At 55.8% G+C, this 14,109-nt stretch carries 9 protein-coding genes and 4 tRNA genes; 1 reads left to right on the forward strand and 12 read right to left on the reverse strand.

Annotation, left to right across the window (positions count from 1 at the left end):
• Positions 1–121 precede the first annotated feature (121 nt).
• The 9 genes from hupB to C7H09_RS15290 form a co-directional block, all read right to left on the reverse strand.
• Entirely contained in the window at positions 122–394 is a 273-nt protein-coding gene (hupB, locus tag C7H09_RS15250; protein WP_106764218.1) for a nucleoid-associated protein HU-beta, read from the reverse strand.
• 237 nt (positions 395–631) lie between these two features.
• Complete coding sequence (gene lon / locus C7H09_RS15255) at positions 632–3,049, reverse strand: endopeptidase La (protein ID WP_106764220.1); 2,418 nt, start codon at positions 3,047–3,049, stop codon at positions 632–634.
• A 163-nt stretch (positions 3,050–3,212) separates the two neighbouring features.
• Positions 3,213–4,496, reverse strand: coding sequence for an ATP-dependent Clp protease ATP-binding subunit ClpX (gene clpX, locus C7H09_RS15260; protein WP_106764222.1), 1,284 nt, complete (start codon positions 4,494–4,496; stop codon positions 3,213–3,215).
• A gap of 73 nt (positions 4,497–4,569) precedes the next feature.
• Complete coding sequence (gene clpP / locus C7H09_RS15265; RefSeq protein WP_106764225.1) at positions 4,570–5,205, reverse strand: ATP-dependent Clp endopeptidase proteolytic subunit ClpP; 636 nt, start codon at positions 5,203–5,205, stop codon at positions 4,570–4,572.
• A 159-nt stretch (positions 5,206–5,364) separates the two neighbouring features.
• On the reverse strand, positions 5,365–6,669 hold the full coding sequence (gene tig, locus C7H09_RS15270) for a trigger factor (RefSeq protein ID WP_106764228.1): 1,305 nt from the start codon (positions 6,667–6,669) through the stop codon (positions 5,365–5,367).
• A 220-nt stretch (positions 6,670–6,889) separates the two neighbouring features.
• Positions 6,890–6,974, reverse strand: a tRNA-Leu gene (locus C7H09_RS15275).
• A gap of 62 nt (positions 6,975–7,036) precedes the next feature.
• Positions 7,037–7,112 (reverse strand) — tRNA-His (locus C7H09_RS15280).
• Between the two features lie 90 nt (positions 7,113–7,202).
• Positions 7,203–7,279: transfer RNA gene (locus C7H09_RS15285), tRNA-Arg, on the reverse strand.
• A 32-nt stretch (positions 7,280–7,311) separates the two neighbouring features.
• Positions 7,312–7,388: transfer RNA gene (locus C7H09_RS15290), tRNA-Pro, on the reverse strand.
• A 239-nt stretch (positions 7,389–7,627) separates the two neighbouring features.
• Between C7H09_RS15290 and folD the strand changes: the two genes are divergently transcribed.
• Positions 7,628–8,485, forward strand: coding sequence for a bifunctional methylenetetrahydrofolate dehydrogenase/methenyltetrahydrofolate cyclohydrolase FolD (folD, locus tag C7H09_RS15295; RefSeq protein ID WP_106764231.1), 858 nt, complete (start codon positions 7,628–7,630; stop codon positions 8,483–8,485).
• An 86-nt stretch (positions 8,486–8,571) separates the two neighbouring features.
• Here the strand turns inward: folD and C7H09_RS15300 are convergent, their stop codons facing one another.
• From C7H09_RS15300 to C7H09_RS15310, 3 genes are all read right to left on the reverse strand, one after another.
• Positions 8,572–10,743, reverse strand: coding sequence for a malate synthase G (locus tag C7H09_RS15300; protein WP_106764233.1), 2,172 nt, complete (start codon positions 10,741–10,743; stop codon positions 8,572–8,574).
• 154 nt (positions 10,744–10,897) lie between these two features.
• Positions 10,898–12,283 (reverse strand): cysteine--tRNA ligase, encoded by a 1,386-nt coding sequence (cysS, locus tag C7H09_RS15305; protein ID WP_106764236.1) that lies wholly within the window; start codon positions 12,281–12,283, stop codon positions 10,898–10,900.
• The gene (locus tag C7H09_RS15310) at positions 12,283–13,962 is read right to left on the reverse strand and encodes a glutamine--tRNA ligase/YqeY domain fusion protein (RefSeq protein WP_106764239.1); all 1,680 of its coding nucleotides are present in this window, start codon (positions 13,960–13,962) and stop codon (positions 12,283–12,285) included. Before C7H09_RS15310 ends, cysS begins: the two co-directional genes overlap by 1 nt.
• Positions 13,963–14,109: the final 147 nt, after the last annotated feature.

A 14,109-nucleotide genomic window follows, 5' to 3' on the forward strand; every position in this document is an offset into this window, starting at 1 on the left:
TGGTAGTACTGAGGGAGGTCTGTCGCAGCTACCACTAACACGCAAAAAGGCGCACCCTGCCGGAATGCGCCTTGGATTCTTGCGGCAGCCTCTGAGCGGACAACTGCCGTAAAAAAAACCGTTACTTAACGGCGTCTTTCAGGGCCTTACCTGCCTTGAATCCGGGCACTTTAGAGGCCGGAATCTGGATTTCTTTACCAGTCTGCGGGTTGCGACCGGTACGGGCTGCACGCTCTTTTACAGAGAAGGTGCCAAAGCCGATCAGGGTAACCTGGTCGCCATCTTTAAGAGCACCGGTGATGGAGTTGGTCATGGCATCCAGCGCACGGCCAGCTGCGGCTTTGGAGATGTCTGCGGACTCTGCAATTGCATCGATCAGTTCGGACTTGTTCACACTAAACCCCTTCGATTTCAGGTTGAAGATGTTATAGATCGGTTATTTTTTCGCGGACGTTCTCGACTATCGCACAAGCGATGGGAGAATTCCATTCTTCAGTTTTTTTATTCCTTGCGGCAGTTAACCGATAGTCGGAATAGGCACTTACTGCGCGGGAGCCCTTGATATTGGCTGCTTCACGGCGAAACAGTTATACCAACGGGCTCTCTGGCGTGTCAACAATTCATCCCGGGTTTAGTGTGTATTTATGCGCTCTGCCGCGTCTCCGGAATCGTCGCCAGAGGCCTTGCCCTTGGCGGATTTGCCGCTGCCTTCAACGTGAGGTTCCGGTTGATAGGCCAGAGCAATATCAAGAACTTCATCAATCCATTTGACTGGACGGATCTCCAGCGACTCCTTGATGTTGTCCGGTATCTCTTTGAGATCTCTAACATTTTCATCAGGAATAACAACCGTCTTTATGCCGCCCCGGTGGGCTGCCAGCAGCTTTTCCTTCAAGCCCCCGATGGCCAGAACCTTGCCACGCAGGGTGATTTCACCGGTCATGGCAACGTCCGCCCGAACCGGAATACGGGTCAACGCCGACACCAGCGCCGTACACATACCAATACCGGCACTTGGGCCATCTTTCGGTGTCGCACCCTCAGGTACATGCACGTGCAGGTCATGCTTTTCATGGAAATCAGTGGCCACGCCCAGCCCTTCCGCCCGGCTGCGCACCACAGTAAGCGCGGTCTGGATAGACTCCTGCATGACATCGCCGAGCGAGCCGGTCTTGACTACGCGCCCCTTGCCGGGCGTAAGAGCGCACTCGATTGTCAACAGCTCACCACCCACCTGCGTCCAGGCCAGCCCGGTTACCTGGCCCACTTCGTTGGTTTCTTCAGCCAGACCATACTGGAACTTCTTGACCCCGGAGTAGTCTTCCAGCATGTCCGGACGCAAGGTGATAGACGCCTTGCTGTCGCTTTCCACGTGCTCGCGAACCACCTTCCGACACAGCTTCGCGATCTCACGCTCAAGCCCACGAACGCCCGCCTCACGGGTGTAGTAGCGGATAAGATCCCGAATGGTTTCTTCCGGCAGCTCCAGCTCATCTTTACGCAGACCGTTTGCTTTCAGCTGTTTAGGCAACAGATAGCGCAGCGCAATGTTTACTTTTTCATCCTCGGTGTAGCCCGGAATCCGGATGATCTCCATCCGGTCCAGCAGTGCCGGAGGAATGTTCATGGAGTTGGAGGTACACACGAACATTACATCTGACAGGTCGTAGTCCACCTCGAGATAGTGATCGTTGAAGGTGTGGTTCTGTTCCGGATCCAGCACTTCCAGCAAAGCGGACGCAGGATCCCCCCGGTGATCCATCCCCATCTTGTCGATCTCATCAAACAGGAACAAGGGGTTTTTTACGCCTACTTTTGACAACTTCTGCAGCAGTTTACCGGGCAAGGCACCAATGTAGGTTTTACGGTGGCCACGGATTTCGGCCTCATCCCGAACACCGCCCAGCGCCATGCGGGTGTACTTGCGGTTGGTCGCACGGGCAATCGACTGCCCAAGCGAGGTTTTACCTACTCCGGGCGGCCCCACCAGGCACAAAACCGGGCCTTTTACTTTTTTCACCCGGCTCTGTACCGCCAGATACTCGAGAATACGCTTTTTGACTTCGTCGAGGCCATAATGATCCTGATCGAGGATCTCGCGGGCCTTGTCGAGGTCATGGCGAACGCGACTACGCTTCTTCCAGGGTACCGCCAGCATCCAGTCAATGTAGCCCCGCACAACGGTTGCTTCGGCCGACATGGGCGACATCATTTTCAGTTTGTTCAGTTCCGCTTCGGTTTTCTTACGCGCCTCTTCGGGCAACCCTGCCTCTTCAAGCTTCTGTTCCAGCTCTTCAAAATCGTTGTTACCCTCACCGAGCTGCCCCATCTCTTTCTGGATGGCCTTCATCTGCTCGTTCAGATAATACTCCCGCTGGCTCTTTTCCATCTGTTTCTTGACCCGGCCACGAATGCGTTTTTCAACTTCGATCAGGTCAATTTCACCGTCAAGCTTACCCAGCAACAGGTCAACCCGTTTACGGACATCCAGAGCTTCGAGCAGTTCCTGCTTCTCCGGGATGCGCATATCCAGATGGGCCGCCATGGTGTCCACCAGGCGCTCCAGCTCCTGAATACCGGTCAGGGCATTCGATACTTCTGACGGTACTTTCTTCGAGAGCTTCACATATTTCTCGAATTCATCCATCAGGGTTTTGGTGAGTACTTCTTCCTCACGCTCCGGCAAGCTGTCTTCATCCATCAGGATGGCCTGCGCGACCAGATAGTCACCCTCGGTAATATCAGACAAGGTGGCCCGGGCATTGCCCTCAACCAGAACCTTCACGGTACCATCCGGCAACCTTAGCATCTGCAACACGGTCGCCAGGGTTCCCATGGAGAAAACATCGCCTGAACCGGGCTCATCGGTACCGGCATCTTTCTGGGCCACCAGCAGGATTTCCTTGCTGCCGTCCATCGCTGCTTCGAGCGCCTGAATGGATTTTTCGCGGCCCACAAACAGCGGAACCACCATGTGCGGAAAGACCACCACATCGCGCAGGGGGAGCAACGGGTAGTCTTGCACAGTTTCATCAGGTATACGGGTCATGGGGAATCCTCTGACAGTCTTTCTTTCAGCATACCACCCATCGTTGGGGCGCTGATGGAAATTACAATCTTTCCGGAACGGATTTCCGGGGAATTAGCACATCAGCCACGAAAAAGGGGCGACAAGCGCCCCTTTTTAACGTTCAGATCTGCCGCTGCGCGGGTCAGTCTTCCGGAACCGCCTTGGCGTGATCGCTGCTGGCGTAAATCTTGAAGGGCTCTGAATCACCGCTGATGACACTTTCGTCGATCACTACCTTCGACACGTCGTGCTCAGAAGGAATCTGGTACATGGTATCCAGCAGAGTCGCTTCCAGAATGGACCGCAGACCACGGGCACCGGTTTTACGCTCCATTGCCTTGCGGGCAACAGCCTTCAATGCGTCTTCCCGGAAGTCCAGTTCCACTCCCTCCATATCAAACAGCTTCTGATACTGCTTGGTCAGGGCATTCTTGGGCTCTGTCAGAATCTGAACCAGCGCTTGCTCGTCCAATTCGGTCAGCGTGGCCACCACAGGGAGACGCCCTACGAATTCAGGAATCAGACCAAACTTAACCAGGTCCTCTGTCTCGACATCACGGATGATGTCGCCAGCACTCTTGCTGTCGTCCTGACTCTTCACTGTGGCCGAAAAACCGATAGAGCTGCGCTCCGAGCGATCCTGGATTACCTTCTCCAGACCTGCGAAGGCACCACCACAGATAAACAGGATGTTGCCGGTATCCACCTGCAAAAATTCCTGCTGCGGGTGCTTTCGGCCACCCTGGGGCGGCACGGAGGCAACCGTGCCTTCTATCAGCTTCAGCAGCGCCTGCTGCACACCTTCTCCCGAGACGTCACGGGTGATGGAGGGGTTATCAGACTTGCGGGAGATCTTGTCAATCTCATCAATGTAGACAATACCCCGCTGGGCTTTCTCTACATCGTAATCGCATTTCTGGAGCAGTTTCTGAATGATGTTCTCGACATCTTCGCCCACATAACCCGCCTCTGTAAGCGTGGTGGCGTCGGCGATGGTAAAAGGCACATTCAGCATGCGCGCAAGCGTTTCAGCCAGCAGCGTCTTACCACTACCGGTCGGGCCAATCAGCAGGATGTTACTCTTGCCCAGCTCCACATCGCTTTTGCCTTCCCCATAGCGAAGGCGCTTGTAGTGGTTATAAACCGCGACGGAAAGAACCACTTTAGCGCGATCCTGGCCAATCACATACTGATTCAGCGTATCGCGGATCTCCAGCGGCGTCGGCAGTCGATCACTGGCTTCTTCCGGAGAGTTCTCCTGAACCTCTTCCCGGATAATGTCATTGCACAGGTCAACGCACTCGTCGCAGATGAAAACCGAGGGCCCTGCAATGAGCTTACGGACTTCATGCTGGCTCTTTCCACAAAACGAGCAGTAGAGCAACTTGCCATTATCATCGCTTCTGCCGTTTCTTTCATCTGCCATTGAAATACCTCTGTTCTTCGTTGGCTGGCGCTATGGTGTACGCCAGCCCTCCGTGATGCGATGACTTTCAGTATTATGTATTCGGTACACGCTTATCAAGTACCGTATCGATCAAGCCATACTCTTTAGCCTGCGTGGGATCCATGAAGTTGTCACGGTCCGTATCGCGGGCAATGGTCTCAAGATCCTGACCAGTGTGTTGCGCAAGCAACTCGTTCAGCGTGTTGCGGATCTTCAGGATCTCACGGGTGTGAATCTCGATATCCGAGGCCTGCCCCTGATACCCACCCAGTGGCTGGTGGATCATAACACGGGAGTTAGGCAAACAGGCCCGCTTGCCCTTGGCCCCGCCCGACAGCAAGAACGCACCCATGCTGGCCGCCTGACCGATACACAGGGTGGCAACGTCCGGCTTAACAAACTGCATGGTGTCGTAAATGGACATACCCGCAGTGACGGATCCGCCCGGGCTGTTGATGTACAGATGGATATCCTTGTCCGGATTCTCAGATTCCAGGAACAGCAACTGGGCAACCACCAGATTGGCCATGTGATCCTCGACAGGCCCTACCAGAAAGATCACCCGCTCTTTCAGCAAACGGGAATAGATGTCAAACGAACGTTCTCCGCGCGCGGTCTGCTCGATAACGATCGGCACCAGGCCTGCATTGGTAATCATTGTAGGACCATCAAACGGTTTCTGCGTCATGTGCGCCTGAACTCCTTATGGGCAATGGTTGGGTATCTGCCTGAATGTGCGGGATACCTTAGAGTACCCCCATACAATGCCAGCAGATCACCCAGATGAAAACAGCCGGACTGGCCGGCTGTTTCCAGGGCACGGTTCCGGGCCTGGGCCCGGAGGCGATCAGCGCTGCTGCTGACCGGCCTGAACCGCTTCCTCGTACTTCATTTTCTTCTCGGTCACCTTGGCCTGGCCAAGCACGAGATCAACCACGGCATCTTCCAGAACCGAGGACTCGACCTGAGACTTCTGATCCGGGTTGCTGTTGAAGTGTGCAATCACCTCGTCCGGCTGCTCGTAGGTGGAAGCGATCTCCTGGATCTTCTCTTCAACCTTGGCATCGTCGGCCTTCAGGTCATTCTTCTTGACCACTTCCTGGAACAAAAGGCCGGTCTTCACACGGCGTTTGGCCTGCTCTTCGAAAATTTCTTTCGGCAGCTGCTGGAAATCAACCTGGCCACCGAAACGCTGCACGGCATCCTGACGCAAACGATCAATTTCCTGATCAATCAGAGCTGCCGGAACGTCCAGTTCGGTGGTTTCCAGAAGACCGTCAACCACGTCGTTCTTGACCTTGTTGAATACGGCCTGTTTGAGCTCACGCTCCATGTTTTTCTTCACTTCCTCACGGAAAGCGGCTTCGTCTTCAGCCTCGATGCCAAACCGGGCAAAGAACTCCTGATCCAGCTCTGGCAGCTGCGGCTCTTCTACTTTGTGGATCGTGATTGCAAACTTGGCAGGCTTACCAGCCAGCTCTTCGTTCTGGTAGTCATCAGGGAACTCAACATCGATTTCCAGCTCTTCTCCGGCCTTGCCACCGACAATGCCCTTCTCGAAACCCGGAATCATCTGACCGGAACCCAGGGTCAGGCGATGACCTTCGGCGGAACCGCCCTCAAACTCTTCACCGTCGATGGAGCCTTTGAAATCGATGGTCACAACGTCCTTGTTCTTGGACTTGCGCTTGACTTCCTTCATGGTGGCCTGCTGACGGCGCAGGTTGTCGATCATGGTATCGATGTCTTTGTCGGCAACTTCAGCTACCGGCTTTTCGACGTTGATCGCACTCAGATCGCCCAGCTCGATCTCAGGAAGCACTTCGAAGATAGCAACGAATTCGAGATCCTTGCCTTCTTCCATCGTCTTCGGCTCGAATTGCGGCCAGCCAGCCGGATTGATGTCCTGCTCCTGCAGCGCCTTGATGTAGTTGTCGCGCATGACTTCGCCAACGATCTCCTGGCGCACGCTGTCACCGAAACGACGCTTGACCACGCTCATGGGAACTTTTCCAGGACGGAACCCGTTCAGGCGCACGGTGCGAGCCGTTTCCTGCAGACGTTTCTGAACCGCCTGGTCGATTTCCTGGGCGGGCACACCAATCGTCATCCGACGTTCGATGTTGGAGGTCGTTTCAACAGACACTTGCATGGAAGTTCCTCAAATTACAGATTCTGTAGGTGAATGATAAATCGCAACATTCGCCCGCCGGGAGCTCAAGGCTTCTGAAGGGCGCAAAATTAAAAGCCGGTAGTTTATCACGGTTTACCCCGCCGAGAGAATCACCAGACCCAACAGAATGCGAGCCTGAGCGCAGGGATAACAACCTGATCACAGATCAAAATGGGGATGAAACAGAAGAATAAAAGGGTGGTGCGAGAGGAGAGACTTGAACTCTCACGGGTTGCCCCGCTGGAACCTAAATCCAGTGCGTCTACCAATTCCGCCACTCTCGCATATCCGGCGCCAGACTGAACAGCGTCTTTGGACTCAGAACCGGAAAACAACAAGGAGAAAATGGGGTGGACGAAGGGGTTCGAACCCTCGACCGCAGGAGTCACAATCCTGAGCTCTACCAACTGAGCTACGTCCACCACAATCGACAACCGACCGACGAATGCGAGCCAATTATCTGCAACTTTGCTGGTTTGGCGAGTCCGGTGCCTGTCAGTACTACGACATGATGGCGCGCCCGGCAGGACTCGAACCTGCGACCATCCGCTTAGAAGGCGGATGCTCTATCCAGCTGAGCTACGGGCGCTTGACCGTTCGCCCACCTGAATATTCAGAAAGTGGTCGGGGTAGAGAGATTCGAACTCCCGACATCCTGCTCCCAAAGCAGGCGCGCTACCAGACTGCGCTATACCCCGTTAAAACTGAACAACAAGTGCCTCAGCAAAGTTGGCGCGCATATTACCTGCGCCGAATGCCTCCGTCAACCAGGATTTTCAAATAGTTGAAAAAAGGCACCTGATGAGCAGATGGTGCAAGGTCGAAAAAGTTCCCTGCCCCGCCCTCAGAAGCAAGCGCCACATTGGCCTGCTCCCCGAACCATGAGAGAATACCGCACTTCTTATTATTTATACACGCCAACCGACAAGACGGAAACATGAGCGCTACTCTGATAAACGGAAAAGATATCGCCGCCCGCGTGCGGCAGCAGGTTGCCGCTGGCGTAGAAGCCAGAAAACAGCAAGGCCTTCGGGTGCCAGGGCTGGCGGTGGTTCTGGTTGGCCAGGACCCTGCGTCGCAGGTGTACGTAGGCAATAAACGCAAAGCCTGTGAAGAGGCTGGCATCCTCTCGCTGTCCTACGACCTGCCGGAAGACACGTCACAGGAGGCCCTGGAAGCCCTGGTTGATGAACTGAACGAAAACCGGACCGTCGACGGCATACTGGTGCAACTGCCCCTGCCCTCCCATCTGGACGCCGACCCGATTCTGATAAAAATCCGCCCGGATAAAGATGTCGACGGCTTTCACCCCTACAACATCGGCCGACTGATGCAGCGCAAGCCCGCCCTGCGCCCCTGCACTCCGGCTGGCGTGATCACCCTGCTCGACTCCATAGACACCCCCTACAAGGGCCAGCACGCCGTTATTGTGGGCGCCTCGAACATTGTGGGCCGCCCTATGAGTATGGAACTGCTCCTTAAAGGTGCCACCGTAACGGTATGTCACCGATTTACCGACAATCTCGAGAAATTTGTTGGTGAAGCGGACATCCTGATTGCTGCCGTCGGCAGGCCTGGCATCATCAGGGGCGAATGGATCAAACCAGGCGCGACGGTCATTGATGTCGGCATCAATCGGCTTGACGATGGCAAACTCTATGGCGATGTGGATTTTGCCGCCGCCTCAGCGCGTGCCAGCTACATCACCCCGGTGCCCGGAGGCGTTGGCCCGATGACCATTGCCACCCTGTTGGAAAACACCCTGTACGCAGCCAACGTTCTTCATATCGACTGACAGCGAGCGCCCGAGCGGACGTAATTGCCGCTCATTCAGGTACAAAAAAACCCGCCGAAGCGGGTTTTTTTGTACCTGTAAACGACTTAGTTAGCCGCCTTTGCCTTCAGGCGATAGGCGTGGAGCAGCGGCTCGGTGTAACCGTTCGGCTGCTCGCGACCCTTGAGCACCAGATCCAGCGCAGCCTGGAAAGCCACACCGTCGAACCCGGGGGCCATATTCCGGTATTCGGGATCACCGGCGTTCTGACGATCAACAACGGCCGCCATACGCTTCATGGTTTCCAGAATCTGCTCTTCCGTGCAAATGCCGTGGTACAGCCAGTTCGTCAGCAGCTGGGAAGAAATACGCAGTGTCGCGCGGTCTTCCATCAGGCCGATATCATTGATATCCGGCACCTTCGAGCAACCAACGCCCTGATCGATCCAGCGCACCACATAACCCAGAATACCCTGAGCGTTGTTGTCCAGCTCCTGCTGGATATCTTCGGCCGTCAGTGCAGACGCGTCCGCCATGACCGGCACCGTCAGTATATCTTCCAGAGCTGCCCGCTGGCGACTTTCCAGCTGCTTCTGCACGTCAAACACGTTTACCTGGTGGTAGTGGGTAGCATGCAGAGTTGCCGCCGTCGGAGAAGGCACCCACGCGGTGTTGGCACCGGCTTTCGGATGGCCGATTTTGGCTTCCAGCATGCCAGCCATCAGATCCGGCATGGCCCACATACCTTTACCAATCTGGGCAACGCCAGACAAACCGGCCTCCAGGCCGATGTCTACGTTCCACTGCTCATAGGCGCCAATCCAGGCGGCGGACTTCATTTCGCCTTTACGGATAAACGGGCCCAGCTCCATGGAGGTATGGATCTCATCACCGGTACGATCCAGGAAGCCAGTGTTAATGAACACGGTGCGATCTTTCGCGGCGTGGATACAGGCCTTGAGGTTAACCGTGGTACGACGCTCCTCATCCATGATGCCGACTTTCAGGGTATAACGAGGCAGCCCCAGAGCATCTTCAACGCGGCCGAAGAACTCATCGGTAAAGGCAACCTCTTCCGGGCCGTGCTGCTTGGGCTTAACGATGTAAACCGAACCCTTGGTGCTGTTCTGGAACTTGCCTTCCGCCTTGAGATCATGAATCGCGATCAGGGACGTCAGCAGGCCATCCATCAAGCCTTCGGGAATCTCGCTGCCATCGTTCAGCAGAATGGCCGGGTTGGTCATCAGGTGACCAACGTTCCGCACAAACAGCAGACTGCGACCTTTCAGAACCACGTCTTCGCCGTTAGCACCGATGTAGCTGCGGTCGCCATTCATACGGCGGGTCATCATTTTGCCGCCTTTTTCGAATGACTCTTCCAGGTCGCCTTTCATCAGGCCAAGCCAGTTTTTGTAGGCGATAACCTTGTCTTCCGCATCAACCGCGGCCACGGAGTCTTCGCAATCCATGATGGTGGTCAGGGCCGACTCCATCAGAACGTCTTTTACGTGGGCGCCGTCATCTTTTCCGATCGGATGCGTGGCATCAATCTGGATTTCGAAGTGCATGCCATTCTTTACCAACAAAATGCCGGTGGGTGCGTCTGCGGCACCGGTGTAGCCAACAAAGCCAGCTTCGTCACTCAGGCCTGTCACCTCACCGTTTTGCAGTGTAACTGCCAGCTTGCCATCTTTAACGGCATAGTTGGCCGCATCTTTATGGCTGCCAGACGCCAGTGGCGCAGAGCCATCCAGCAGGTTGCGGGCCCATTCAATAACCTTGGCACCACGCACCGGATTATAGCCCCGGCCTTTTTCCGCACCATTCTCTTCAGAAATCGCGTCGGTGCCGTACAGGGCATCGTACAGGCTGCCCCAACGTGCGTTCGCAGCGTTCAGTGCGAAGCGGGCATTCATCACTGGCACCACCAGCTGCGGGCCAGCCATGGTCGCGATTTCCGGGTCCACGTTGGCCGTGGAGATTTTGAAATCGGCTGGCTCGTCAACCAGATAGCCAATCTGCTTCAGGAAGGCCTGGTATTCGGCCATGTCCAGCTTCTGGCCTTTGTGTTCACGGTTCCAGGTATCGAGTTTTTCCTGGATTTCGTCACGCTTAACCAGCAGCTCGCGGTTGCGCGGCGCCAGCTCGTTCACAATCTTGTCGAACTCGGCCCAGAATTTGTCCGCGTCAACACCCGTGCCGGGGATTGCTTCGTTGTTCACGAAGTCATACAGATTCTTCGCGACCTGGATGCCGCCAACTTGTACGCGTTCTGTCATCGTTGCTTGCCTCAATGGATTTATTCATCCCGACTCCCCCTTTCACCCACCCTGAGCGTGGGGGCCTTCCGATTCAAGCGGCGCATTGTACGTGAAATTCCGTATCAGGTCATTCCCGAGTGCACAATGCGGCTTTTTCTGCATCAAGTAGCATCTAGCCCCGACGCCAGGTGGTTCCCTCGCGGCTATCGTCAAGAATAATGCCCTTTTCCAGGAGCGCATCCCGGATGCGATCGGCCTCGGCAAAATCCCGGGCTTTACGGGCATCTGCCCTGGCCTGGATTTGCGCTTCAATATCTTCGGCGGTCAGCTCACCGCCGGTATCGGCCTGGAAGAAGGCCTCCGGATTTTGCTGCAACAGGCCGAGAATGCCCCCCAACCGCAGCAGCACCGCAGCACTGGCCGCGGCCCCCCGCTCATCACCGTCACGACGCTGCTGATTGATGTCGTTGGCCACCGCATGCAGCACCGCGATGGCACCAGCGGTGTTGAAGTCGTCATCCATCACCTCGGCGAAGCGGCGGTCATGATCGGTTTCCGGCACCTGCTGTGAGGCCGCCGGCGTAACGCCACGGAGCGCATGATAAAGCTTGGTGAGGGTGCGCCCGGCTTCAGCCAGATTGTCCTCGGAGTAATCCACCTGACTGCGGTAATGGCTGGACACCAGGAAGTAGCGCACCACTTCGGCCGAGTATTTCTCCAGAATTTCGCGAATGGTAAAGAAGTTGCCCAGCGACTTGGACATCTTCTCTTTATTCACTCGAATGGCACCGGCGTGCATCCAGGTGTGAACAAAGGTGTGGCCGGTGGCGCATTCCGACTGGGCAATTTCATTCTCATGATGCGGGAACAGCAGGTCTGGCCCACCCCCATGGATATCAAAGGTATCCCCCAAGCAGCGGGTCGACATGGCTGAGCACTCAATGTGCCAGCCTGGCCGCCCATCACCCCAGGGCGACGGCCAACTGACCTCGCCCGGCTTGGCCGCTTTCCACAACGCAAAATCTGCCGGACTGCGCTTGGCCTCCTGCACATCCACCCGAGCACCGGCCAGCAGGTCTTCCAGCTTTTTCTTGCTGAGCTTGCCGTAATCCGAGTAGGACTCCACGGCAAAATACACGTCGCCATTATCAGCAGCATAGGCATTGTTGCTGGCAATCAGTTTTTCGATCATAGCCACAATGTCATCAATGTAAGCGGTCGCCCGGGGCTCGGCACTGGGTGACAACACGCCGAGCTTGGCCTCGTCTTCGTGCATTGCGGCGATCATCCGGTCGGTCAGATCGGTATACACCTCACCGTTCTCGTCGGCACGGCGCAGAATCTTGTCATCAATGTCAGTGATGTTGCGCACGTACTGCACATCGTAACCTCGATGCCTCAGGTAACGGGTCACCACATCAAACGCCACCAACACCCGGGCATGGCCCAGGTGACAGTAGTCGTAAACCGTCATCCCGCACACGTACATGCGCACCTTGCCCGGCTCGATGGTTTTCAGCTCTTCTTTGCGCTGGGTCAGCGTATTGTAGATACGCATTACTTGCCTCCCTTGCCCCAAGAATCCCTCAGGGTCACGGTGCGATTGAAGACCGGCTTACCAGCCTCTTTGGTAAGTGCCGGGTCGCAGAAGAAGTAGCCCTCACGCTCGAACTGGTACGGCAGATCTTCGCGCGGTTCAGCCAGACTCTTTTCAACCCGGGCGCCACGCAGCACCACCAGGGACTCCGGGTTCAGGTGATCCAGAAAATCTCCGTCTTTGTCGCTGTCCGGTGATTCATGATTGAACAGACGGTCATAGAGGTTAATGTCCGCCTCCACGCTGTCGGTCGCCGACACCCAATGGATTACGCCGTTAGCCTTGTACCCTTCCGGATTCACGCCCAGGGTATTGGGATCATACTCACACTTAAGCTCGACAATCTGGCCTGCCTCGTCCCGAACCACCTCTTTGCAGGTCATTACGTAGCCACCCCGCAGGCGCACCGCCTGCTCCGGGGCCAGGCGCTTCCACTTGCGCGGCGGCTCCATTTCGAAATCTTCCCGGTCAATATAAAGGGTCTGGCTCCAGCTGACTTCCCTTTCGCCCATCTCGGGGTTTTGCGGGTGTACCGGCAAAACCAGGGTCTCCGTTTTGTCTTCCGGGTAATTACTCAGGGTAACCTTCAGCGGACGCATCACACACATGGCACGGGGCGCGCGGGCGTTCAGATCTTCCCGCACCGCGAACTCCAGCATCCCCACATCAACGATGCCGCCCGCCTTGTTGATGCCGATCATGTCGCAGAAAGCGCGAATGGACTGGGGCGTATAACCCCGGCGACGCATGCCGGAGATGGTTGGCATGCGCGGATCGTTCCAGCCATCCACCACATTCTCATCCACCAGGCGCTTGAGTTTGCGCTTGCTGGTGATGGTGTAGTTCAGGTTCAGCCGGGCAAATTCGATCTGGCGCGGATGGCATGGAATGGTGATGTTATCCAACACCCAGTCGTACAGTGGGCGGTGGTCTTCAAATTCCAGGGTACACAGGGAATGGGTAATACCTTCCAGGGCGTCGGAAATCGGGTGGGTGAAGTCGTACATTGGATAGATGCACCACTTGTCGCCCGTCTGGTGGTGGTCGGCATAGCGGATGCGATACAGAATCGGATCCCGCATATTGATGTTGGGCGACGACATATCGATTTTCGCCCGCAGCACCAGTTCACCGTTCTTGAACTTGCCATCACGCATATCGCGGAACAACTGCAGACTTTCCTCAACCGGACGATCCCGGTACGGGCTGTTCTTACCGGGCTCGGTAAGGGAACCCCGATACTGTGCCATTTCGTCGGCGGTCAGCGCACACACATAAGCTTTGCCCTTCTGGATCAGCTCCTCAGCGAAGCCATACAGCTGGTCGAAATAATCAGAGGCGTAATACACGTCACCAGCCCACTGGTAACCGAGCCACTCGACATCCTGCTTGATCGCATCGATGTATTCCTGGCTTTCTTTTTCCGGGTTGGTGTCATCAAACCGCAGGTTGCACTCACCACCAAAGGTTTCTGCAATACCGAAATTCAGACAGATCGACTTGGCGTGGCCAACGTGCAAGTAGCCGTTGGGCTCCGGCGGGAAACGGGTGATCACCTGCCCGGTGTGCTGCCCGGTCTCAATCGCATCTTCGATCAGGCTCTGGATAAAATTGTGGGCTTTCTTCGACTCGGCGCTCATACGATCTCTGTTAACAGGGAATGGATCAGGGGAGCTGTGCAAACGCTCCGTTTAAACCGCCTATTATACTCACAAAATAGCCCCGGACTCATGCACCGGAGGAAACTCTTGAGTACAATAGCCAATCGAATTCACATCCGTATCCAC

Source organism: Marinobacter fuscus (assembly GCF_003007675.1).
Taxonomy (GTDB): domain Bacteria; phylum Pseudomonadota; class Gammaproteobacteria; order Pseudomonadales; family Oleiphilaceae; genus Marinobacter; species Marinobacter fuscus.